Source organism: Sporosarcina sp. FSL W7-1283, assembly GCF_038003105.1.
Lineage (GTDB): Bacteria > Bacillota > Bacilli > Bacillales_A > Planococcaceae > Sporosarcina > Sporosarcina newyorkensis.
Genome location: NZ_JBBOOL010000001.1, coordinates 397,360 through 420,648, shown reverse-complemented (window position 1 = coordinate 420,648; position 23,289 = coordinate 397,360). Strand labels below are relative to the sequence as shown.

The following is a 23,289-nucleotide window of genomic DNA, read 5'->3' as shown; positions in this document are numbered from 1 at the left end:
AAATTAAGCCATTCCCATATTTCCCGCGCCAAGCAAGGATATTGAATATGGTATGAAACTTGCATATGTAGTAGGGGAGGAAGGAATTGAATATAGAAAGGTGGAATTGGAAATGTTATTTTATATTCGTGTCTCCGTGCAGCAAAAAGAATTATCAACGGAGGAGTTATGGGCTCTGTGGGAGAAAGAAATTGCCGTCGGGAGTAAAGCACTCCAGGCCGGCAAAATTGTCAGTGCCTATAAAGTAGCAGGCAGCAAAGAAGTCATTTTAATTTACGATGCAGATTCACACGATGAGTTAGATCGAGTATTCACAGCTCAGCTGCCATTGGCTGATTATATAACAGTAGAAGAAATGACACCCGTTCGTCCTTATTTAAATTTTGGAGAAGATGTAACAAAACGTTGGAAAAAATAATGATCTAGGAAAAGAGTTGACTGGAATGATAGTAGAAAAAATCATGTTTAAAAGTGAAGGAATTACTTGCAGCGGGCTTTTATATCGACCGTCGGAAGATGAAAACATCACCTTTCCAGCCGTAGTTATGGCTCATGGATTTAGTTTAGTTAAAGAGGTTTTTTTACCCGCGTATGCAAAGAGGTTTGCAGAATCAGGATTCGCGGTCCTCGTCTTTGATTATCGGAATTTCGGTGAAAGTGAAGGAGAAAATCGCCAGCACATGGATCCGATGATGCAAATTGAAGATTATCGTAACGCTATTTCATGGATGGCGTCTCAAAGCTTTGTCGATTCTGAACGGATTGGTATTTGGGGAAGCTCCTATAGCGGTGGTCATGTACTACAAGTGGGTGCTATTGATCGCCGTGTAAAAGCAATCGTCTCACAAGTTCCGACGATTCGCGGTCGTATTGGCATGGAGAAAAAGATGGGTAAGGACAATTTAGCTTCCTATACCCAAAAATTGATGCATTATCGGCAAGCACGATATGAAGGTGCACCTATTGAATATATTAAAGTCGTCAGTCAAGATGGGCAAAACTGTGCACAAACCCATCCCGAAGCGTACGATTGGTTTACGAATAAAGCAAAAAAATGTACATCCAATTGGAAAAACCGTCTGACACTTGAATCAATGGAAAAGTACATGGAGTACTTCCCCGCATCCAACGCCGACCTGATTTCGCCTACACCGCTATTAATGATAGTAGCCATGGAAGATGGGGTAACACCACCACAACCGGCTATCGATGTGTTTAATGAAAAAATTTCTGAACCGAAACAGTTGGTGAAACTACCAAAGGGGCACTTTGATTTATATGACGGGGAAACATTCGAACGAGCACAGCGGGAGGCTACACTTTGGTTTACCAAGCATTTAACTAAGGAGGCAAACAAATGGGTGCAGACTATATCAAGCCAAATTTAGAAGAATGGTTGGAAACCTTTGGTTATGAAACGTATACAAAAGTCCGTGTGTGTGAAACAGACTTATATGCACATGTCAATAATACAAGCTATAGTTTGTATTTCGAACAGGGTCGTGCGGATTATCTCGAGCATTTAGGGTTCTAAGAAGAAAACTTAATGTTCGTCGTTGGGGATATTTATTGCCGATTCCACAGTCAAGCGTATGCGCGTGAGGAACTAGTGATTAAAGTACGCACATCCCGCTTCGGCACAAAATCATTTACAATAGAAAGCGTCATTCAACGAAAATCAACGGGGGAAGTTATCGCATCGAATTGGACCAATCTCATAATCGTAGATAGTAAAACAAAAAAATCGATAGTCATTCCTGAATGGGTGAAACAACGAATCCGTGATAACGAAAAAACACCGCAAATTTAGTATGATCTCTTATCGCTAGAACAACTTTAACAGAATCCACCATGCCTCTTTGCAAGGGAGGCATGGTGGTTCTTTTTTAGGAATAAGCATACAAAACCACATTCATAAGAAAATTTGCCTATCATTGAAGAAGTATTCACAATCAAAATTATCTAGCCGAGGGGTATTCATGAGAAAAACACATGCCGCACTTCGATCCCTTCCCCAAGATTCATCACCGCGAATGAATAATAAGGATTCGTTCGTTTATCCATCAAAGATCCCGGATTAATCAGCAGACACTTCTTAAAATAACGGAGCAAAGGAATGTGGGAATGGCCAAAGATTATGACGTCGACAGGCTCATCCACAAAAGCATCAAACGCACGCCTGTCCGTTGTTTTTCCGCTTCCATGACCGTGAACGATACCAATTCTAAAACCTTCTAGCGTAATGACCTCTCTTTCAGGCATCTTCTCCCTGATGTGTTCATCCTCCACATTCCCCTGCACTCCAGTAACGGGGGCATACGCCGATAGGATGTCATAAACCTCCAGCGTCGACCAATCACCGGCATGGATAATATGGTCCGCCTGATCCAACTCATTTAGGAATCTCTCAGGAAGCACGCTGCCTTTTTTCGGCATATGGGTATCCGATAAAATCACCACTTTCATTTTTTCAGCCTCCTGAACATTAAGTAGTGAACTTCCCGAAGATTATCCGAGCAATGCCTTAATGCTATTGGACACAAAGTCATTTACATTTTGGAACTCTCAAGTATTACTATTTTAACCACACTTTACTTTATGAATCTATCAATGTCATTTCCAATTCTTCCATTACGCAAATGCTCTTTATGTCAGACTATCAATAGATATTTGGCGGCTTTATTATTTACGGATTATATTTGTTGTTCGGCGTTATTACTTGCGATTTTCTAGCCAAATTAAAAGGACTTACAACTTATGAAAGGTCTGCACATGAAACTGATCTTAAATTGTACCAATCCAATACAGTGCCAATTCATATTATCAGATCCAGCAAGCAAGTAAGAAAGAATTCGTTATGAATATGGCAGCCCTTTTATTGAAGAAAGTGACAACATATAAATTGAAGGCATGTACATTCGTCTTGGTCAAATAAATAAACAGTCCGTCTATATGATTCAAAACCATCACAGACGACTGTTTATCCAACATACGTTAAAAGCGTATAATTATATCATGTTTTTAGTTAGTAGTTACGCTTTTTGACCATACGACTTGAACCTTTCTAACATTTGATCCATTTCTTCATCAGATAACAATATCGGCTCCCCTAATTGCTTGGCACGATAGTAGATCTCAGCACAAAACTCAATTTCTTCTGCTATATTAAAAGCATTTTCCAAATCTATTGCCCCTGCCAGCATACCGTGGTTCGCCAAGAATACTGCTTTTCGATCCTGCATTGCAGCAAATGCATTTTCAGCTAATTCATCCGTGCCAAAACTTGCATATTCGGCGCACCTAACATTTCTACCGGCATAAGCTACTAAATATGACACCGCAGGTAATTCCCATCGTAAGGAAGCTAAAGTTTTGGCAAAGGTAGAATGTGTATGCACTACTGCATTTATGTCTTTGCGTTCCCTATAAAAAATAGAATGCATGCTCAGCTCACTGGAGGGCTTATTTTTTCCATCTATTATATTGTGTTTTAAGTCCAATACCACAATATCTTCTGGTGTTAATTTCTGATACTCAATACCACTCGGACTTATAGCCATCAAATTTTTATCGCGATTAAAGACACTAATATTCCCTCCTGTGCCCTTTGTTAACCCCTGTGTAATTAATTTATTACAGAACTCAACTATTTTCATTCTTTCTTGTTCTAATAACATCTATTTCCTCCTTTAATTGTTCGTGCGATTACTTTGCAACAATTACATGAACACCGGATTCTTTATACTGTTTCAAGCACTCTGATTGTTCATGTGTATGCTCTTGTGAACGGTCTGTAATTAAATAATCAATTTGTTCAGCATCACAAATCTTAAAGAAAGCAATTGTGTTTATTTTTGATTGATCTGCCAACAGAAAAATGTCAGTCGATCGTTTTATTATTGCTTGTTTCGCTTCTCCTTCATCCATCAGAAAGTCCGTTACCCCATCTGAATAGTTAAAAGACTTACATGATATAAAAGCTTTATCGATGTTGATTGAATCTAGGTACTTAGACATCCCTGAACCAATAACGGAAAGTGAAGTACGGCGGACAAAACCACCTAATAATATGACGGGTATTTCAGGATCCTCTGCTAACTCAATAGCTATATTTAAATTGTTCGTAACAACTGTTACTTTACGTTCGAACTTAATAAACCGACTCAATTCTAATGCTGTAGTGCTAGCGTCAAATGCAATCACGTCACCGTCATTAATATATTTCATAGCCTCTTTCGAAATCAGTTTTTTAGCCAGTGAATTTGTACTTTTCCGGATTTCAATAGGGCTCTCCCATTCACGATCACTTAATACCTTTAAACGCACACCACCGTATACACGGGTAACTCGGTTCTCTTTCTCTAGCTTGTCAATATCACGTCGGATCGTCATTTCTGATACTTTAAATGTCTCGCTCAAATACTGGATTTCAGCGTAATCTTTGGTTTTTAGTATGTCAATTATTTTTTCTCTACGTTCTTCAGGTAAGATAACCATAATTACTCACTTTCCATCTATTGATACTTGTATTTTATTCAAATAGTTTCTTTAAATTCTCTTCAAAGGGAGCACGGACTATGCCTTTTTCCGTAACTATAGCTGTTATATTTTCATGAGGTGTAACATCAAATGCCGGGTTAAACACTTTAACATCTTTAGGTGCCGTAAACTCACCAAACCCTTTAATTACTTCATGTGAATCTCGTTCTTCAATCGGAATTTCAGCACCTGTTTTTGTTTGCATATCAATTGTAGGTGTTGGTACCGCTATATACATTGGGATATTAAAGTTTTTTGCCAGTATGGATAAATTCAATGTACCGATCTTATTTGCCACATCTCCGTTCGCAGCAACTCGATCAGCACCCACAATTATAGCATCTATTTCGCCTTTACTCATTATCACCGCTGCCATACTATCGGTAATTACGGTAACATCTATACCTGCTTGGTGCAATTCAAATGCCGTTAAATTCGAGCCTTGCAAACGTGGTCTGGTCTCATCTGAATATACTTTAAAATCCCAATTCTTTTCTTGTGCTAAATACATTGCGGCTGTAGCAGTACCATACTTCGTGGTAGCTAATGCACCTGCATTACAATGGGTCAGCAGTCCACACCCATTTGATAATAAACTTAGCATATTTTCACCAATTTTATAGTTAATTTCTTCATCTTCTTTATGAATTAACTTTGCTTCTTCAAGTAATTGCTCTTTCAATTTTCCAACGGTTAATTGATCGTTTTTTTGCGCAAAGTCTATCATTCGATCAATTGCCCACGACAAATTTACCGCTGTTGGGCGTGAAGTAGCAAGATAATCTCCTAATTTCTTGTATTCTTTTTGAAACTCAGACATTGCCGATGTTTCAATTGACTCCGCCCCTAAATACATTCCATAAGCAGCTGCTACTCCGATAGCAGGTGCTCCTCGAACAATCATATCTTGTATGGCATCCCAAACACCTTGAATTGAATCAAAGCTTTGATATGCAACCACATTGGGTAGGACTGTTTGGTCCAATAAAAATAATTTATCTTCTTTCCATTCAATAGTAGTAACTTGCTTTGACATATTGTCACCTCATAATTTTTTCTATTTTATCTTGTAAAAGCTCTAAATATTGATCGCCCGTTAGCAAAGACGCTCGTTTCATAATGCAATCTTTTGCAAAGAGTACACAAATCTTTTCTGCCTTTTCTCTCGCTTCGGGTTCCTCTATACCCACAATATCCTTCACTTTTGCCAACCCAACAATACGACGAATAATTTCCAACCCACAAATGCCGGCCGTATCCTCCATTACTGTATGGAGATAATGGTTTTTAAACCCACCTTCTTTGGCCAATCTATCTATTGCACCGTCATTCCATTTTACAATAAATTTCTTCTGGAACTGATCAATGAAACTAGCTATTGTTCGCTTGCTCCATTCAACATACGCTTCTTCCCCCGCAACTACTGCTCTGACGTGAGCAAATACTAAGTTGGCTATCAGATTGCCGACGTCATACCCAATTGGTCCATAAAATGCAAATTCAGGATCTATTACCTTTGTTTGATCTGGTGTTACAAAAATTGAGCCTGTATGCAGGTCGCCGTGTATCAAAGCTTGAGCATTATTCATAAATGCAAATTTCAATTTTGCTGCCTCTGTACGCAATAATTGATCCTCATAGATTTGTTGGCTTATCCAGGCTTGTATCGGGCCGAATAATTCATTGCGTTTATTATGGTCCGTAAAAGGCTCTGTATAAACCAGTTCCTCTGAGATTTCACATAGCTCAGGATTTATAAAGGTCTTTACTTGCTCTTTCTTTTCTTTATGCTCCATAAATACATCTGTAGTAGGCAATAACGTATCTACAATAAATGTAGACATATGATCTGCCAGATGTGGATAGATTTGATAATGAATTAATCCATCGCGTAAAATACGGAACTCAGATAAATCCTCCATCGCAAAACAATTCATAACTGCATCATACCCATATAGGTCAGGTCCAAATTCCGGTGCATATTTCCGATACATACTTAATACTTCAAATTCAATCTTAATTCTATTTGTCGATAAATGAATATCTTCAGAAATCCTTGCTACAGTACCAGCCTGTTTGATGATGATTGATTTATTGGTTTCGGTCTCCTTTATACGATACACATAGTTTAGATTCCCATCACCAATCTCCTTCACTTCCAAAAGAGCTTTTTTATCAAAAAAAGTAATTTTTTCTTTCACATATTCGGCAACGTCCGACTCTTGCATTAAAAAGTATTCATCAAATTTCGACATCTTGCTCTCTCCCGTCTTAAAACTTTTTCTGATTATAATAGGTAGATGCCAGTGCAAGGGCTAGTACTAATCCTTTTACTATGTTTAGCGAGTAATACGGCACAGACATCATGACTAATCCATTTTCTAAAACCCCTACAAGGACTGCTCCGAAAAATGTACCGATTGCATTTGGCTTACCTTTTCCAGCAAATGAGGACCCGATAAACGCGGCGGCAACTGCAGGCATCAAGTAACCTGATCCCGCATTTATTTGTGCTGATCCTATATACGAAGCAAGTATAATCCCGCCAAGTGCCGCAAAAGTAGTAGATATAATATAGGCTAAAGTACGGTAACGTTTAACCGGGATCCCCGATAAACGCGCTGCCTCAGGATTACCACCTATCATGTACATATAACGACCATGCTTTGTATGATTCAAAAATATATGTACAAGTGCAACAACCAAAACCATAATGATAATGATCCAAGGCGTTTGACCTAAGTACGTAAACATCTTTGGCAATGTTCCTACTGTTGGCGATCCATCTAATCGTGGCATTCCTTGACTAATGGATCCCCCTCCCGTATAAGTCATAGCCACTCCTTCAAAAATAAACATTGTAGATAAAGTAGCAAAAAGGTCAGGAATTTTCACTTTAACAATTAAAAATGCATTTACTGCCGCTACGGATAAAGTAATTAAGATCGCTAACGGTAAAGCGATACCTAAAGGCATATTGAACCAAATAAAGAATGAGATAATTAAAGAACTTGATAACGTTGCTGAAGAACCAATCGATAAATCAAATCCATTAACAGACAGTGAAACTGTTAGTCCAATTGCAATAATAGTTACAATGGAAATACTTCGAAATATATTCACGACATTTGAGCTTGTCAAAAATAGGTCCGGCAACATAAAAGTAAAGAATATAATAATCGCGACGATCGCAACTATGGTTCCCCACTTATTTAATGCTTCTAATAAATTTAAGGAAGACTTATTTTGTTTTTGTTTGACCATCGTATTTTTCATAAGTTTATTCTCCCCCAGTTGAATAATACATAATTTCTTCCTCATTTGTTTCGCTTGTTACTACCTCTTTAACAATTCGGTTGTCATACATAATATAGACCCTGTCCGTTATCGCCAATATCTCTACTATTTCACTGGAGGCATACATAATCGCTTTTCCTCTTTCAGCTAAGCCTTCTATTAATTGAAATATCTCTGATTTCGCGCCAACATCAACGCCCTTTGTAGGTTCATCGAACATATAGACGTGCGCATTTGATTGTAGCCATTTACCTACAGCTACCTTTTGTTGATTTCCACCAGATAATAAAGCTACTTTTTGATTCTCAGAAGGCGTTTTAATCCCCAAGTCTTTTATCATCTTCACTGCAGCAACCTTCTCTTTCTTTGTATTCAGGAATCCTAATGACGTGAAATTATGCAGACTAGGTGCAGATAAATTACTAAAAACCGGTTCTTCTACCAAGACCCCCTCTTTTCGTCTCTCCTCCGGCACTAAAGCAAATCCCTCTTTAACGGCATGATAGGGTGAGCTTGGCTTAACTAATTTACCGTTTACCATTATTTCTCCACTATCAATTGTATTATCGCCAAATATCGTTTTGCATAACTCCGTTTTTCCTGCACCAACCAATCCTGCAATTCCAACAATTTCGCCTGACTTAACGGAAAAACTTGCGTTGTCAAGAGTACCTTCTTTATCCGTCAAGTTACGGATTGATAATACTTCTTCTCCTATCACCGACTTTTTCTTTACATAATCATCTACCATATTGCCGCCTAGCATATCGTCAACTACTTCTTTGATAGACGTGCTTTTAATAGGTCGACAAGATACAAATTCTCCATCTTTCATAACTGTTATATCTTCACAAATCTCAAACAATTCAGGTAAGCGATGTGAAATAAAAATAATTCCTACCCCATGCATACTACATAAATTACGAATAACTCTGAACAGTTCTTTCGTTTCAGCCGTACTTAATGGAGCAGTCGGTTCATCTAAAATTAAAAACTTAGGTTTTTGTACAAGTGATCGCGCAATCAATACCATCTGCTTTTCTGCCAGTGTTAATCTAGAAACAAGCCGTCTTGTCGGTAGATTGATATGCAGTTCTTCCAATACCTCTTTTGCTCTTTTATGTGTTTGTTTCCAATTAACAAAGTGTTTGCCACCCATATCATTTGCTAGTGAATCAAGCATGATATTTTCGCCCACAGTCAAATACGGTATAAGCGCTGTATCAACTTCTTGGAAAACGATATCAATACCCAGCATCTTAGCCTGCTTCGGATTTCGGATTTCAACCGCTTTCCCGTCTAGTAAAATTTCACCCTCGTAATGGTCATAGGCACCCGATAACACTTTCATTAAAGTCGATTTCCCCGCACCATTCGCACCAATTAATGCGTGAATCGATCCAGATTTCATCGCAAAGTCCACGCCTTTTAATGCCTTTACACCTGGAAACTCAATGAAAATTTTTTCCATTTCCAACTTCATTTAATCACCGACTTTCTAATTTAAATAAAGAGCGCATGAGCGCCCTTTCATTTACCTATCACGTAACTTTTTCATCCACTCTTCATTGAAATCATCCGATGTACCCCAACCCTCAATAACATCGCCAAGGTTTGTCATATTAGTAGAGTCTGTTAAATCTTCCTGTTTAATTAATCTAGGTTCCAATTTGTAATCCGAAGGTGTTTCCTCGCCAGCAATCTTTTTGGATAGCAATCTCATGTTCATAATTCCGATTAGTTGTGGGTCCACTGCAGCAGTAGATAACCATGTGCTTCCGTCTTCTAGCATTAAATTAATATCTTGATTGGAAATATCAATTGAAATCAAATCTATATCAGAACGCTTATTATCCTTTAATGCGTTAAACCCGCCTTTTGCCAACTCATCCCATGATCCCCAAATAGCATCTACGGATCCCTCTTTGTACTTTCCAAGGATGGAACTTACGCTTGCCGAAACATCTCCTTGAACATTTTGCATATTTGCAGGTCCGATTGTTTCTAACGTTTCTAGTTTGCCGTCTTTTTCATATTGCTGATAGACTTCTTCACGGGAATCCAGTGGAGGAATTCCACCCAACCATAGTTTGATTACTCTTACAGGCTTACCATCTTCGGAAAGCTTTGCAATTTCATCTAGACTCAAACGAGCAAGTTCATGATCGTCCTGAACAGTTGATGTAATCCCATCGTTATCTGCCACAGTATCAAATGTAACTACCTTAATGTCTGCATCTAATGCCATTTGAATTAAGTCCTTTGAATATGCCTCTTTCCCATGCGAAATTATCAAACCATCATACTTTTTTTGAATAGCTTGTTTCACTAAATCTTGGAATTTTGCATCATCACCGTCAGAGATAAAAGTATCTACTTTAAATCCAAAACTCTCACCTTCTGAGCGTGCGCCATCTAAAAATTGTTTTGTATGATCATCAGATGGAAGATTTCGTATAACAGCTATCTTCACATCATTTTGAATTTCCTCAGGCACACCCTCAATCTTTTCCTTTGGTTCACTTGTAGGCTCTGAATTACCACACCCAACCAGCGCCAACATTAAAGCTATAACAGTAAATAAAAAAAATTTCTTCATCCTCTTTCCTCCCCCTATGAAATCGCTTTCAAATTATTATTAACACTATATAACACTATATAACACCTTTTAACACTCGTCAACATATTTTTAAACCTTTCAAGTAATTGAGTTTATATTTTACTATTTTAGCCGTCACAGTGCTAAAACAATAATATTTTATTCATATTATATTCTTAAATTTTGCTATTTATGATTTCTTTCAAGTCATCTCAACTAACTTCACATTAAAACAGTTTAACGAATGATTTTATGTGTTATTTTATGTTATTTTATTAACATCTAATGACATTTTAAATCTGATGACCTTACTAACCTATCAGAACAAGATCTTTAAAGAAGAAAAACTCGGATGAAGAACTGAGTGAACCGGCTCTGCCTGTCTACCGTAATCATCAAGAAGTAGGAAAGTGTTTGCATCAATCATCAAAACATCCCGAAAATGATGGTGAACAAGAAAAAAATCTGTTCGTTGTATACCAGAAATAAACAAACGATCGTTTTTTTGTTCGAGTAGGATACCGTGCGATACTTGAAGTATTCTAAAACTTCATCAATGATAACTGTTGGTTGAAACACCTTTACAAGACAAGTTTTAATCGACCTTCTTTTGTAGTGGGTGAGTGGTATGGAGTTTAAAGGGGGGATGTGGATTGGACGGATCCAAGCTGCTTGATAGATGATATTGTATAAAAAAAACAGCTTATTAGGAGATCAAGATGAAAATTAGGCATGCTCTTTCAATTTGAGAATGGGTTTATGAGAATTTCTATATTATTTAAGATATTAGCCCCCTAAACACACTTTAATCCATTAAGGAACTAGTACCTTAATGGATCCTCACCCTGCTATTGATAGCACTTCTCTTGATCCCTCAGATTTCAAGAAACACGTGGATGTGAGAAATACATCCGACAAAGTGAACAATATTAAAAGTTACCATGTCCCTAAACAAAGTTTTTTGCAAAATAGTAAATAGAAAGGATCCAAATTTGACCGTCGAGTTTTTAAGTTTAATGTAATGCCAGTGATTTCTCATTAGTCTTTAAAAATCCTCCCATTCGCTCGGCTTTCCTCATAAAATAAAAAAGAAGGAACCCTAAAGGCTCCTCCTCTCAACTATCATAATCTTTAGATCAATTGTTATATTTGTTAACGCGCTCTGTAAAGCCGATTGCCTGCTCTAGAGCATATCCCAACTGATACAGCAACCCCTCACTCCAATGCTTTCCAATCAATTGAACGCCAATTGGAAGACCGCTTTCAGATAGACCACATGGCAATGACAAAGACGGATTTCCGGTGTAATTGGTAGGTGAAGTCAACCGAAGAAGTGCACTGCGAACAGATTCAGTTTCTGTCCCAATCCGAACTTCTCTTTGTCCAATATCTGTAGGCAGGATAGGAAGTGTAGGAGTTAGCAGCGCATCCACTTCATTAAATACCAAATTATATTCCTTAATTAAAGAACTACGCTTTATTTGGGATTGAACATACTCATAACCTCTGACAGATTGACTTGCAATCAGACGATCATAGACCTCTCGATCCAACTCATCTTTATGGTTTTGCATCGTTTCTTGGTGCACTGCAGTTGCTTCTGCTTGGATCGTCACTATTTGGGCAGTGGCGATATCCCGCATAACCGGCATGTTGACAAGCTTGACTTGTATACCTATTTGTTCATATAACTTTATGCAACTTTCCACTGCATCGCTTACTTCTTCTTCAATCCGCTCAAAATACCAGTCAGGAATTCCAATCTTCAATCCGCTAACGTCTTTGCTAATCCGTTCGGAATAATCTTGTACGTCTCTTTGAACAGAATGAGGATCCTTAAAATCATATCCAGCCATCACATTCAATAATAGCGCATTATCTCGTATGGTATTAGTCATCGGACCTATATGGTCAAGTGTATAGGCTAGTGGAAAGGCCCCGACTTTACTGACCAACCCAAATGTCGGTTTCATACCGACCACGCCACATGCAGAAGCCGGAATTCGAACTGATCCACCTGTATCAGTTCCGATAGCTCCTGCAACCATGCCCGCCCCGACTGCTGCTCCCGAACCACTACTCGACCCACCCGTAATTTTCTGAGGGTTGTAAGGGTTATGGCATGTACCAAAGAAGGAGCGATCTCCGGTTGGTCCATAAGCAAATTCATGTGTATTTGTTTTCCCTATGATTACTGCTCCAGCCTCTTCTAACCTATTCACAACTTCAGCATTCATTTCAGGATAATGATTTTCGTATACTTTCGATCCCATCGTCGTCCGGATTCCATGAGTGTTAATCATGTCTTTTATCGCTATGGGGATACCGTGCAATTGACCTTTAAAGTTTTTCTTCTCCGCTTCTTCATCCAACTTTACCGCAGCTTGCCGGGCCTCTTTTGCTGCGACAGTGATGAATGCATTGCATGCAGGATCTCTCTCCGCAATTTTATCCAAACTAGCTTCAACAAGTTCAACAGATGAAACTTCCCCTGCTTTGATTTGCTGAAAAAAGGACGTTAGTGTCATTTATGCCATCCCCCCTTTTAGCTTTACTTTTTGTTGTCGTTGACCAGGTTTTACAAAAATCATGCAGAACATCCCGATTGCCGCTGCAACTGCAGCTGCCGTGAACATTGCAGAATAGCCATGGCTGACAACAAGGAAACCAGTAAGTATCGGCGCAATAATTGTTGCCGTGTTTGTTATGAAGTGTGTAATCCCGCCAAATGTACCAGCACGGCTTGGCTCTGTGTCAATGATGACAGACCAGTAGACCGAGTTAGGTAGTGAGTTAAATGCATTACCGATACTCATCAAGACCATCACGCCGGTAATTGAATTTGCCGTTGGAATCAGCATAAAACAAATAGCAGTAAGCAGGAGCGATACGACTGCCAGTCCAGAACGTGCAATTCTGAGACTGCCCGTCTTCATCCGCAGGTAATCGGAAATTTTTCCTCCGAGCAGCACGGTAAAACACGCTCCAATCCAAGGAATCATGCCCAAATACCATAGCGACGATAATTGGAAACCGAACTCGTCCTGCAAATATTTCGGCGTCCAGGTTAAGAGAAGGAAGTTAATGTATTGGAACGCGAAATAACCGAATGCATTAAAGACAAGAGTGGGATTTTTGAAGAAATGATACCACCGGATTGAGTCATCTTGCGGGTTGACAACTTTTTCGTTCGGCAACAAGTCTTCAACAGAACGGATTTTCTCAAGTTCTTCTTTTGAGACTTTCGGGTTTTGTTCCGGCAAGTCCGTAAACATTCGTGACCAAAAGAAAACCCAGATAATCCCGAGTGCACCCAGCAAGATGAACATTACTTTCCAACTTGTAAAGTACAACAGTCCCACCGCGACCGGTGCTGTCAACATTGCACCAAGCGGTGTACCGAGAAGTCCTAAAGAAACTGCAAACCCGCGTTCTTTTGGAGTAGCCCAGTTGGCATTCGTCTTATTGATCGTTGAGAACGTGGGACCTTCTGCAAAACCGAACAATATCCGGACTACAGCAAATCCAGTAAGCGCAGATCCTCCAAACAGAATCAGACCAATATCACCGGCGAATGCGGTTGTAACGACAAAGACGGACCAACCTATCCCGACCAAAATCCATACAAATTTAGGTCCCTTGCGATCCGCTAGGATTCCTCCGAAAAGTGAACCAAATAAGTAACCAAATCCGAAGTAGCCAAGTACTGCCCCCCAGGAAATCGGGTCGAATCCATATTCTTTAATGATGTCTGCCTGAGCATACGAAATAGCTCCACGGTCAATGTAATTAATGATTACCATAATGACCATCATTAACATGATCTGATAGCGATAATTCTTTTTCAGCATTTTAATCCCCCATTCCTCATTCTTTAGTAAACGCTTGCATGACTTGATTGATAAGTAATAGTTTTTTTACTACTTTCTTAGTTATAACACCCAAATATTTATCGAACAATTCAATTTTAGTGATTATTCTATGCATTCCGCCATATATACAAGGCGTTTGAATGGTGTTCTCCCATCTTAAATGAGTAAGTAAAAAGAGGTAACAAGAAGGGCAACTTTGGGTATACAAGAAGTGGGATCATCGGAACACATCCTTTAGATGTACGTTTTTAATAAAAAACAACCGTTAGGGATCTTTTTCCCACAACGGTTGATTATCGCCTTTACGGCACTTATATACATATACATTCGGAACCTATGCATTGTTGCATAACCACTTTGCATTTCTGCATTACTCTTCTTTAAAGTAACGTTTCAGCTTCCGGCTCACTGTGGATTGGTCAATCTGCAAAGCTCTTGCAATTTGAGTAGTAGAAGCATATTTCTTTCCTGCCAGTTCCAAGAGTTGTTGCTCCACCAATTCTACTGCACTTTTTAATGGCATGATTTCATAAACTTGGACCGCCTGTTCGTTTCTATTGATCAGATCGAGCGAGCTTGGCAATGCTTCCGGTCCTATCTCTTGACCCTCGGATGTAACATAAAGCCTCTCGGTAATATTCCGCAGCTCTTGGACATTTCCAGGCCAATCATATTTTTCGAGTGTTTTAAGCACATTAGGGTTAATCTTTCTATCGTCCTTATAGAGCTCGTTTAATTCCTTCAAGAAGTGGATGATAAGTGGAATGATGTCCTCGCGGCGCTCCCGAAGTGACGGCACCTCAATCGGCACGACATTCAAATAGTAATAAAAGTCTTCCCTGAATTTGCCTTCCTCAAGCTTAACCTTCAAATCCTCACTCGCCGTAGCAATGATTCTAACATCCACCTTTTTTTCTTCCAAAATTCCTCGTTGCAGTGCACGCACTAGTTTAGCCTGAATAGACATAGGCATTTTGTCGACTTGTTCCAAGAATAAAGTCCCTGAGTTTGCCATTTCTATCAACCCAAGACGGTCCTCTGCCCCAAGCAGTTCCTTTTCCAACATTTCAGCAGAGACTGTTTCACAGCTGGTGACCAGCAATGGACCACTGCTGCGGTTACTCCATTTGTGAATCAGCGTAGCAATTCCTTCTTTGCCGACTCCCGATTCGCCAAGCAGGAGAATTGGTGAGTCCGCTTTCGCAACCCGCTGCGCAAATTGAACTACCTGTCTCATTCCAGCACTCCTGGCGATGAATCGTCGTTCCAATGCTTCATTCTCACGGAGTTGCTCGATCTCTTGTCGGTACCCTTCCATCATCTGTTTCAGCAAATCAATTTCGCCTTTCAGTTCCTTTAACTCCGTTACATCTCTCGAAGCGTTCACCACACGAAGTATGTTCCCATTAGAATCCTTTATTGGCGTACCAACTACGAGGAGTCGTCGACCCATCTTAGTTGTTTGAACAAGCGAAACCTTTTCCTCGCGCTCCAGAACTTCACGAGTAACAGACGGTGTAAACACTCCTTCTGCCTCAAGCTGATATACCGTCTTCCCGACAAGTTCGCTTTCCTTATAACCCCATAGCCGCTCACTAGCTGCGCTCACCCGTAAAGTCTGACCTTGTCCATCCGATACATAAATTACGTCATACGAGTGGTCAAAGATTGCCTTGAAATCGAGCAGCAGATTTCGATACGTATCTATTCCAAGTAAAAGTTGATCCAATTCTTCTTCCGTTTGCAGAAGCAGATAATCCCCGTTTTCGTACTTCTCTATTTTTCCAATCAACGTCTCTCCATCTATGTTGCACCTAATCATTTTAAATGTCTCGGATGCGGAAACAGTTTCTATGTAATCCATTATATATGACCCTTCAGATATAGCTGCACTCTTAAACTTTTCCCTAGCATAAAGATTTAGCGACTTGACACAGCCCTTGTCGTCCAAAACCACAAGGCCAATTGGAGCAGTTTCAAAAAGCAATCCCATTCCTTCTGCAATTAACCTATCATCATATTTGATCATCCCGACTTTTAACGAATCTTTGTATTCCATCTGCCTCATTCTCCCTTCATTTCTACTGAGCATTTGACACTCACTTTTATTTCTACCTCCTGTTTAAGTAAGCCCTGATGCGTATGCAAAAATATATGTTAAAGTCCAATAAAACAGCCGGGTTGTAATCAGATTTTATGTAAGTAAAAAACCGGGGAGAAAAGCGATATACTAGAAGAACCGCCCATAATTCTATTGAATAAACCACAATCTCTCCTGTACTAACATTTCTTCCATCATATCATAGCTTTAAACAGGTATTTATACATGAAATTACTAGCAGGTCTGTACGGATAGATACTTGTTGAAATGCATATAGTTTAGATTTAATTTCAATTTATATAAAGTTCTCCCCTCTATCACTCTCACAAATTCCAATTGATGGTACCGATAACATGCAAAAGAAGGTCACATGCACCGCTAAAATTTAGTGCCAGTTTGCGAACAAAAATGACAGTTCTAATAATCGCATTTGTTTTTTGCATAAGTGACACAGATTAGTTGATAGTTATTCTTCATAATGTCATTAGTTGGACTCTAGATTATACATGTTCCATACGTATCAGCATGCTAATGTAGTGATCGATCAGCAGTCTAAGTATTGAATTTTAGTGCGGTGACGGTGGGGAAATAAGAATAAATTTATAATAAAAAAATGCTAATTCTTAAGAAAATAAAACAGGAGTGGAAGCCATAATTTTTGCCCCCCTCCTTGTATTAACATTTTACAATCCCTCTAAATTTCGTTCATTCCATGTGTATGATTTAATGAATGAATAACTACCATTAAAGTTTTTTAATCAGAGAGGCGGACTTAAGTGATGTAAATTAAGTGTCAGCATATTTTTTGTTTGTTGTGCTATCGAGAGATGGGCTACTCGGAGAAATACTCGACAAATATGACGAAGATTACAACAACTTATTTAAAAAGTTTCCTGAAGAGCGTAATACAATTGCAAAGACAAAGGCATTTACATACTTGGCACTGTAATTTTAAAGCTACTCAGTCTACTATAGGTGAATTCCCGTTCTTACAAGACGTCAATGCATGAAAAAGCCCGAATATCCTCTGTCTCACTTCCGTTTTTTGTACCTCACGAACCGTTAAAGTAATAGAAATACTCTTGCATCTCCTATTAACTACGACTCATTCGACGCCCTTGTCTTCAGTCCCCATTTTCCTCATGCTCCGCACATAATATTCCAACGCTCCTGAACCAAGCGAAACACCGAGAACAATAAAAATAAGACCAATAAAATGAGCAGGCAACAGCTTTTCACCTAAAAATAAACCTGCACCAATCAACGAGAAGAACGTGTTTAAGTTCAGAAAAATCGAAGCACCGGCTGCACCAATCTTTTGAATCATTGAGTTATAGACCATATGACCGATAGCAGTTGCAAATAGGGCAGAAAAGAGAAAAATCAACCATATCGAAACAGAGCCAGTGCACAAACTCGTGATACCATTCGGCTCCTTCCAAAGAGCAATCAGCAGCAGAAACAAGGAACCAATTAGCAACATATAACCGGTCAGCAGTCTAGCATCCATCTTTTCAGAGGCTTTTTTTATAATAATAAAACTGAATACCTGTGAAAGGATGGCCAACAGAATTTCCATATCTCCTATCGAAACCTGACCCAGCCCTCCGCTGCCGGCAAGCACGGTAAAGCCGACCCCAATACCACCCAACAAAAAACCTGATAAGCGCCAAATCGTCAGCTTTTCCTTTAATATGATGACAGATAAAACAGCTGTTAACAGTGGTCCTAATCCTAAGATTAAACCACCATTCGCAGCACTCGTCTTGGCCAGCCCATCAGATAGAAAGTAATGATGGGCTACAACACTCGTAAAAGCTCCGCCAATTACCAGCCCCCACTCTTCCCTTTGCGGCAGCCGGATTTTCTTCATGAAAAACAAGATAATGAATACCATGGAGGCGGCGGTGAATATTCGAACAGCGGTAATGGTAATCGGAGCAAAGTGATCGACAAGCACTTTTAACGCCGAGACATTGACTCCCCATAACAACATAACTCCAATTAACACTATATAAATCTGACTATTTTTCACGGCAAACAGCCTTCCCTATCCTGTATTTGGCATATAGAACCAGTATATCGAACAAGTTGCTGCACTAGTTAAGGATAGGCGGTTGCAAACCGTTAGACTACGTTCACCATACCACCATCCACTAACAATGTGCTCCCCGTTAAATAGGAATTTGCATCTGAAGCCAAGAACGCCACGACCTTCGCAAATTCTTTCGGATCTCCATAACGCCCTAACGGTATGGATTCAAGCTGCTCTTTCTCAAAATCTTCTATTGAAACACCTTTTTTCTGCGCATTTGATTCTCTAATATGCTCCAATCGATCTGTAAGAATGAGACCCGGACCCACAACATTCACCAAAATATTATAAGGAGCCAGCTCTGTAGCCAATGTTTTGGACAGGCCGACAACACCTGTCCGGAAAACATTTGATAAAATCAAACCAGGTATCGGCTGTTTGACAGAACTGGAAGCCAGGCTGATAATCCGCCCTCCGTTCTCTTTCATGTCCGGAACAACTTCTCGTATAAAACGGATATAGCTCAGCAAGGTTAGTTCGAACGCAGACTGCCACGCCTCGTCGTCGAAATCAGCAAACGTTCCAGCGGGCGGTCCGCCAGCGTTGTTAATTAAGATATCAATCTTTCCAAATACTTTTCGGCTGTATGCAACGAGCGCCTTAATCTCTTCGTAGTTGGTAATATCACATGCATGATAGTCGACATTCCCTTTATCTAGTAATCTTAATTCCTCTGTAACTTTCCGCAGTTTCTCCGCATCTCTCCCGGTTATCATGACGTTTGCGCCTTCATTCAATAACTCTTCCGCAACAGCTCTGCCAAGTCCTTGACTAGAAGCAGATATGAGGGCATGTTTACCCGCCAATTGTAAATCCATATTGTCATACCTCCTATAGTTTAGTAAATATTCAATCTTCCTCAGTGTAAACTTGAGTTTCCTAAACTGTCAATTTCTCAAAGGTCATGAACTGCCTGATGAGAAAAATGAAAGTACAATAATCGTTTTTAAAAAACTATAGAATAAATCAAACAAGGTTGTTCCTTGTACAGTTACCCTTCATCATGATTTAAAGCCCACTACCTCAATTCACTTGAAACGAAACCAGCTCGCAAACAGTCTAACCAATGTCCGGACGAAAGGAGTGCCACTATGAATTATTCAAAGTTGCTGAAAAAAGCGCAAAAAGGGAATGATCAAGCATTCTTGACATTAATTGACCAAGAGAAAGAAAAGTTGTACCGAATTGCGTTTACGTATGTGAAAAATGAGACAGATGCGCTCGATATTGTGCAGGAAACGATTTATAAGGCGTATACCTCGATCTCCAGCTTGAAAGAACCTGCTTACTTTTCCACTTGGCTGACGAGAATTTTGATCAATAGCTCGCTAGACTTTATTCGAAAAAATAACAAAGTGATCCCCATCGAACAAGAGTCGTTGGAAAGAATTGAATCACATCAAACTGCCTTTTCAGAAGACAAATTGGACTTACTGAACGCGATCGATCAACTGGAGGAAAAATACAAAACGGCTGTACTGCTGCGTTTTTATCAAGACTTGTCTGTCAAACAAATTGCCAAGATTTTGGAATGCCCGGAAGGCACCGTAAAGACCAATTTACACCGGGCCATCAATAAATTGAGAACTACTTTTAAGGAGGTATGCATCAATGAATAAACAACTGCATGATATTAAAAAAGCGATCGATAAAATTGAAGTTCCCCATGACAAGCTGAATCAAGCCATCCACGCTGGCGTCAAACAAGCGAAAACTAACGGAAAGACCACTCGACGAAAGTTTTACCCAATGCTGGCAGCCGTTGCAGCCACAACGTTTCTGACAATCAGTTCCGCCTTCGTCTCTCCTACCATGGCTAAAGTTTTATCGTCTGTCCCTGTGTTGGATTCCGTGTTTGAAGTAGCGGGCGATATGGGATTAGTTATTGCCAGCAAGCGGGGTCTCTCGGAAGGCATCGGGCAAACCGTTACAGACCAAGGGATTGGTTTGACCATCCAAGATGTCTATTATGACGGTACTCGTCTATCGGTGGGATATGTTCAAGAATTCACCGGCGAGCGCGGAAGATTGGGAGAGCTGCAACTGAAGGTGAATGGGAAAGAAATCAATTTTGGTGATGGCAGAACTGGAAAACCTTTATCCGACACGCAATATGCAGGCGTCATCGATATAGCCCCTGTCGGCGAGCTGCCCGATTCATTTGATCTCCAAATAGGACTAAATGAAATAGGCGATGTACAGGGAGCATGGAATTTCAAAATACCTGTGTCAAAGGCAAAAGAAGACGCACGAACGATCGAATCCAATCAAACCGTAACTTATCAAGACCAAACGATTAGTATAAACAATGTGAAAATAGGCGCCGCGGGTATTAAACTATCGCTTACACTCACTTCGCCTGACGAAATGAGCCTACAAATGATTGATGATCATCTCCTTCAATTCAATCTACTGAATGACAAAGGCGATGCCTTGACCATGTTAGACAGTCGCGGTACAGGATTAATGGAAAATGGCAAACACGTCATGAACATGGAAGTCCGATACGAGCCATTGCAAGAAGACTCCGAGACTTTGACCGTAAGCCCGTTTCTAGTGCCTGTTGACACGGGAGCACCCGAAAAAGTGGAAAATGTTCTACAGCCGGATCAATTGCCTATGTCCATTGACCAAGGTGACATGGGATCGATCATCATTAAAGATATTCAATACGAAAAAAATCAAACCCTGCTCACTTTCGAAACAGCAAGTGATTTTCCTTACGATGGACATTTCCAATACAACACACTTTGGTTGGAGGATGCAAAAGGAAATAACTTAGCCAACAATACACAAGGATATCCTGAGCGTATTCAATCCAACACTTACGTCCAAGAGTTCCAGAAAGTCAAACCGAATGAGCCATTGACATTGGTTACTTTTGAAATGCCTTATTTAAAAGTGTTGAAAGATTTGGAGGTTGCCATACCCCTTGATTAATTAGCATTTTTTCACGATGCGGAACATGTTGGGTACCCGTGTCACCACGGCAATAGAAAGTAAATACCATTCTGAATTCAACTGGAACTCTATAAAGATATAAAAAACAACGCGAATCTCCTATCGATTCGCGTTGTTTCTTTTCTTGTTTCTTCTATTTAAATAGTGAGCGATTTGGTACATTTCACAACTGACTCTTTACTTCCATTTCACTATCTATTGCATCTGCCTCGACAATCTCTTTCTCTTCCTTAACAATCCCTTGTTCAATAGCCAACACTTTCGCAACTTTCGGCGCGTACCACACCACGGGAAGTAAAAGGATTGATACCGGAATTGCAGCGATAACGACAAACGACTGCAATGCTCCGATGCCTCCACCCCCTATTTTGATTAGAATCGTTGCAATGGTAGCCATAACAACAGCCCAGAACACACGAATAATTTTAGGGGGATTTCCGTCACCAGTCACAGCCATTGAAATGGAATATGACATGGAATCTACGGTCGTCACAACGAATAACGTTGTCAAGATCAAGAAAACAGAAGGCATGATGGCTCCCAAAGGCATTTGCTCTGCGATGGCGATGATCGCGCTCGGCAATCCGCCTTCTTCTAACGGACCACTGACAGAACCTGCGTTATTTAATTCATAGAAAATACCTGTTCCGCCAAGTACCGTGAACCAGAAGTTTGTAATGATCGGCGCGATTACCGCAACCACTACAAATATCTCACGAATTTTTCTTCCGTTCGATATTCTTGCCACGAATAATGCCACCAACGGGCCAAAACCAATAAACCATCCGAAGAAAAAGAGCAACCAACCGCCAAGCCATGCTTCATCGCCACGGAATGTGCTTATATTTATGAATTCGCTAATATACGTACCATAGGAAGACATGAACGAGTTGATGATGAATAGACCAGGACCAAATAAAAGCAAGAAGGCGGCAATCACTACAACTAGATTCACATTCAGCTTACTTAAAAATTGGATCCCTTTTTCAATACCTGTAAGCGTGGATACAAGTACGACTCCTGTCAAAATAACGATCACAGAAAGCTGTGTACTAAACGTATCCGGTATTCCGAAAATTGAACTGAGCCCATAGCTGACTTGTAACCCAAGAAATCCAATCGGACCAATTGTGCCTGCTGCGGCGCCGATAATACAAAACACATCCGTTGCCGTACCCCATTTGCTCGTTAAAATCCTTTCTTTCAATATCGGATATAACAGAGTTCTGGGCTTCAACGGCATCCCTTTATGTTTATGCGCGTAAATCAAAATGATCGAACTGATAGCACCATAGACAGACCATGCAGTAAAGCCCCATGACATATAGCTTTGAGCCAAAGCAGGCCCGATCGCTTCATCGGTGCTACCCGCTATACCTTTATGCATCGGGGGCACGTCCAGAAAATAATACATCGGCTCTGCCGCTGCCCAGAAGACACCGCCCGCTCCAAGTCCCGTCGTTAAGATTACGGCTACCCATTTAAAATAAGTCATTTCAGGCTTCTTGGCATCGCCCAGGCGGACCTTACCATACTTGGACCCTGCTATTACCGCCCCCACCACAAAGGTGGCCATCATGAGAAACTGCCAGTACGCGCCAAAGTAATGAATCGACAAATCAAATCCTTTATTCACAAAATTACTGACCGCATCCACTTTAAAAAATGAAAACAGCACAAATGCTACCAGTACGCCTCCACTGCATAGAAACACAGGCCAATCTATCTTTTGACGAATATTCTTCCAATAGTCTTTCGTCATAATTCTCCTCCAAAATTTCGATTTGTTACAAATTTATAATGTTATGCTGAGTAAACCTTGTTT

The 23,289-nt window shown here is 40.0% G+C and carries 21 protein-coding genes; 7 read left to right on the top strand and 14 right to left on the bottom strand.

Annotated features, from left to right (window positions below; translation table 11 throughout):
- Positions 1-52 precede the first annotated feature (52 nt).
- The 4 genes from MKY93_RS01995 to MKY93_RS01980 are packed head-to-tail and all read left to right on the top strand — an operon-like array spanning position 53 to position 1,810.
- Complete coding sequence (locus MKY93_RS01995; protein WP_217698588.1) at positions 53-418, top strand: muconolactone Delta-isomerase family protein; 366 nt, start codon at positions 53-55, stop codon at positions 416-418.
- A 25-nt stretch (positions 419-443) separates the two neighbouring features.
- Positions 444-1,388: an alpha/beta hydrolase gene (locus MKY93_RS01990; protein ID WP_078817485.1), complete on the top strand. Its 945-nt coding sequence runs from the start codon at positions 444-446 to the stop codon at positions 1,386-1,388.
- Positions 1,358-1,534, top strand: coding sequence for an acyl-CoA thioesterase (locus MKY93_RS01985; protein WP_340758081.1), 177 nt, complete (start codon positions 1,358-1,360; stop codon positions 1,532-1,534). Before MKY93_RS01990 ends, MKY93_RS01985 begins: the two co-directional genes overlap by 31 nt.
- A gap of 12 nt (positions 1,535-1,546) precedes the next feature.
- Positions 1,547-1,810, top strand: coding sequence for an acyl-CoA thioesterase (locus tag MKY93_RS01980; protein ID WP_340758080.1), 264 nt, complete (start codon positions 1,547-1,549; stop codon positions 1,808-1,810).
- A gap of 167 nt (positions 1,811-1,977) precedes the next feature.
- Here the strand turns inward: MKY93_RS01980 and MKY93_RS01975 are convergent, their stop codons facing one another.
- From MKY93_RS01975 to MKY93_RS01925, 11 genes are all read right to left on the bottom strand, one after another.
- On the bottom strand, positions 1,978-2,466 hold the full coding sequence (locus MKY93_RS01975) for a metallophosphoesterase family protein (RefSeq protein ID WP_078817487.1): 489 nt from the start codon (positions 2,464-2,466) through the stop codon (positions 1,978-1,980).
- Between the two features lie 566 nt (positions 2,467-3,032).
- Positions 3,033-3,677: an L-fuculose-phosphate aldolase gene (locus tag MKY93_RS01970; protein WP_078817488.1), complete on the bottom strand. Its 645-nt coding sequence runs from the start codon at positions 3,675-3,677 to the stop codon at positions 3,033-3,035.
- Positions 3,678-3,705: 28 nt separating this feature from the next.
- The gene (locus tag MKY93_RS01965; protein ID WP_078817489.1) at positions 3,706-4,497 is read right to left on the bottom strand and encodes a DeoR/GlpR family DNA-binding transcription regulator; all 792 of its coding nucleotides are present in this window, start codon (positions 4,495-4,497) and stop codon (positions 3,706-3,708) included.
- Between the two features lie 34 nt (positions 4,498-4,531).
- Complete coding sequence (gene mtnA, locus MKY93_RS01960) at positions 4,532-5,575, bottom strand: S-methyl-5-thioribose-1-phosphate isomerase (protein WP_221837927.1); 1,044 nt, start codon at positions 5,573-5,575, stop codon at positions 4,532-4,534.
- A gap of 4 nt (positions 5,576-5,579) precedes the next feature.
- A complete protein-coding gene (gene mtnK / locus MKY93_RS01955) occupies positions 5,580-6,794 on the bottom strand; it encodes an S-methyl-5-thioribose kinase (protein ID WP_221837929.1) in 1,215 nt (404 codons plus the stop codon).
- A gap of 16 nt (positions 6,795-6,810) precedes the next feature.
- The gene (locus MKY93_RS01950) at positions 6,811-7,815 is read right to left on the bottom strand and encodes an ABC transporter permease (protein ID WP_245799475.1); all 1,005 of its coding nucleotides are present in this window, start codon (positions 7,813-7,815) and stop codon (positions 6,811-6,813) included.
- Positions 7,816-7,819: 4 nt separating this feature from the next.
- Positions 7,820-9,307 carry a sugar ABC transporter ATP-binding protein gene (locus MKY93_RS01945; RefSeq protein WP_340758079.1) on the bottom strand — a complete coding sequence of 496 codons (1,488 nt, stop codon included), beginning with the start codon at positions 9,305-9,307 and terminating at the stop codon, positions 7,820-7,822.
- Positions 9,308-9,370: 63 nt separating this feature from the next.
- Positions 9,371-10,435: a sugar ABC transporter substrate-binding protein gene (locus MKY93_RS01940; RefSeq protein WP_078817493.1), complete on the bottom strand. Its 1,065-nt coding sequence runs from the start codon at positions 10,433-10,435 to the stop codon at positions 9,371-9,373.
- A 1,136-nt stretch (positions 10,436-11,571) separates the two neighbouring features.
- The gene (locus MKY93_RS01935; RefSeq protein WP_221837933.1) at positions 11,572-12,963 is read right to left on the bottom strand and encodes an amidase; all 1,392 of its coding nucleotides are present in this window, start codon (positions 12,961-12,963) and stop codon (positions 11,572-11,574) included.
- The gene (locus tag MKY93_RS01930; RefSeq protein ID WP_221837935.1) at positions 12,964-14,286 is read right to left on the bottom strand and encodes an MFS transporter; all 1,323 of its coding nucleotides are present in this window, start codon (positions 14,284-14,286) and stop codon (positions 12,964-12,966) included.
- Between the two features lie 391 nt (positions 14,287-14,677).
- Entirely contained in the window at positions 14,678-16,366 is a 1,689-nt protein-coding gene (locus MKY93_RS01925; protein WP_340758078.1) for a sigma-54 interaction domain-containing protein, read from the bottom strand.
- Positions 16,367-17,198: 832 nt separating this feature from the next.
- On the opposite strand from MKY93_RS01925, the gene MKY93_RS01920 reads away from it, so the two are divergent.
- Positions 17,199-17,357 carry a hypothetical protein gene (locus MKY93_RS01920; protein ID WP_340758077.1) on the top strand — a complete coding sequence of 53 codons (159 nt, stop codon included), beginning with the start codon at positions 17,199-17,201 and terminating at the stop codon, positions 17,355-17,357.
- Positions 17,358-17,513: 156 nt separating this feature from the next.
- Here the strand turns inward: MKY93_RS01920 and MKY93_RS01915 are convergent, their stop codons facing one another.
- Together MKY93_RS01915 and MKY93_RS01910 are read right to left on the bottom strand one after the other, a co-directional pair.
- A complete protein-coding gene (locus MKY93_RS01915; protein ID WP_340758076.1) occupies positions 17,514-18,443 on the bottom strand; it encodes a DMT family transporter in 930 nt (309 codons plus the stop codon).
- 92 nt (positions 18,444-18,535) lie between these two features.
- Positions 18,536-19,321 carry an SDR family oxidoreductase gene (locus tag MKY93_RS01910; RefSeq protein ID WP_340758075.1) on the bottom strand — a complete coding sequence of 262 codons (786 nt, stop codon included), beginning with the start codon at positions 19,319-19,321 and terminating at the stop codon, positions 18,536-18,538.
- Positions 19,322-19,594: 273 nt separating this feature from the next.
- Between MKY93_RS01910 and MKY93_RS01905 the strand changes: the two genes are divergently transcribed.
- Both MKY93_RS01905 and MKY93_RS01900 read left to right on the top strand, forming a co-directional pair.
- Positions 19,595-20,122 carry a sigma-70 family RNA polymerase sigma factor gene (locus MKY93_RS01905; protein WP_078817516.1) on the top strand — a complete coding sequence of 176 codons (528 nt, stop codon included), beginning with the start codon at positions 19,595-19,597 and terminating at the stop codon, positions 20,120-20,122.
- Complete coding sequence (locus MKY93_RS01900) at positions 20,115-21,443, top strand: DUF4179 domain-containing protein (protein ID WP_340758074.1); 1,329 nt, start codon at positions 20,115-20,117, stop codon at positions 21,441-21,443. The genes MKY93_RS01905 and MKY93_RS01900 overlap by 8 nt, the downstream gene beginning before the upstream one ends.
- Before the next feature lie 184 nt (positions 21,444-21,627).
- On the opposite strand, the gene MKY93_RS01895 is transcribed toward MKY93_RS01900, so the two are convergent.
- A complete protein-coding gene (locus tag MKY93_RS01895) occupies positions 21,628-23,226 on the bottom strand; it encodes a BCCT family transporter (RefSeq protein WP_340758073.1) in 1,599 nt (532 codons plus the stop codon).
- Between the last annotated feature and the right edge of the window lie 63 nt (positions 23,227-23,289).

Coding starts and splice junctions, on each gene's coding strand:
- MKY93_RS01970 (WP_078817488.1), bottom strand. CDS start 3,677: ATGTTATTAGAACAAGAAAGAATGAAAATAGTTGAGTTCTGTAATAAA.
- MKY93_RS01950 (WP_245799475.1), bottom strand. CDS start 7,815: ATGAAAAATACGATGGTCAAACAAAAACAAAATAAGTCTTCCTTAAAT.
- MKY93_RS01990 (WP_078817485.1), top strand. CDS start 444: ATGATAGTAGAAAAAATCATGTTTAAAAGTGAAGGAATTACTTGCAGC.
- MKY93_RS01980 (WP_340758080.1), top strand. CDS start 1,547: ATGTTCGTCGTTGGGGATATTTATTGCCGATTCCACAGTCAAGCGTAT.
- MKY93_RS01985 (WP_340758081.1), top strand. CDS start 1,358: ATGGGTGCAGACTATATCAAGCCAAATTTAGAAGAATGGTTGGAAACC.
- MKY93_RS01900 (WP_340758074.1), top strand. CDS start 20,115: ATGAATAAACAACTGCATGATATTAAAAAAGCGATCGATAAAATTGAA.
- mtnK (WP_221837929.1), bottom strand. CDS start 6,794: ATGTCGAAATTTGATGAATACTTTTTAATGCAAGAGTCGGACGTTGCC.
- MKY93_RS01925 (WP_340758078.1), bottom strand. CDS start 16,366: ATGGAATACAAAGATTCGTTAAAAGTCGGGATGATCAAATATGATGAT.
- MKY93_RS01940 (WP_078817493.1), bottom strand. CDS start 10,435: ATGAAGAAATTTTTTTTATTTACTGTTATAGCTTTAATGTTGGCGCTG.
- MKY93_RS01995 (WP_217698588.1), top strand. CDS start 53: ATGAAACTTGCATATGTAGTAGGGGAGGAAGGAATTGAATATAGAAAG.
- MKY93_RS01930 (WP_221837935.1), bottom strand. CDS start 14,286: ATGCTGAAAAAGAATTATCGCTATCAGATCATGTTAATGATGGTCATT.
- MKY93_RS01965 (WP_078817489.1), bottom strand. CDS start 4,497: ATGGTTATCTTACCTGAAGAACGTAGAGAAAAAATAATTGACATACTA.
- MKY93_RS01895 (WP_340758073.1), bottom strand. CDS start 23,226: ATGACGAAAGACTATTGGAAGAATATTCGTCAAAAGATAGATTGGCCT.
- MKY93_RS01945 (WP_340758079.1), bottom strand. CDS start 9,307: ATGGAAAAAATTTTCATTGAGTTTCCAGGTGTAAAGGCATTAAAAGGC.
- MKY93_RS01935 (WP_221837933.1), bottom strand. CDS start 12,963: ATGACACTAACGTCCTTTTTTCAGCAAATCAAAGCAGGGGAAGTTTCA.
- MKY93_RS01910 (WP_340758075.1), bottom strand. CDS start 19,321: ATGGATTTACAATTGGCGGGTAAACATGCCCTCATATCTGCTTCTAGT.
- mtnA (WP_221837927.1), bottom strand. CDS start 5,575: ATGTCAAAGCAAGTTACTACTATTGAATGGAAAGAAGATAAATTATTT.
- MKY93_RS01905 (WP_078817516.1), top strand. CDS start 19,595: ATGAATTATTCAAAGTTGCTGAAAAAAGCGCAAAAAGGGAATGATCAA.
- MKY93_RS01975 (WP_078817487.1), bottom strand. CDS start 2,466: ATGAAAGTGGTGATTTTATCGGATACCCATATGCCGAAAAAAGGCAGC.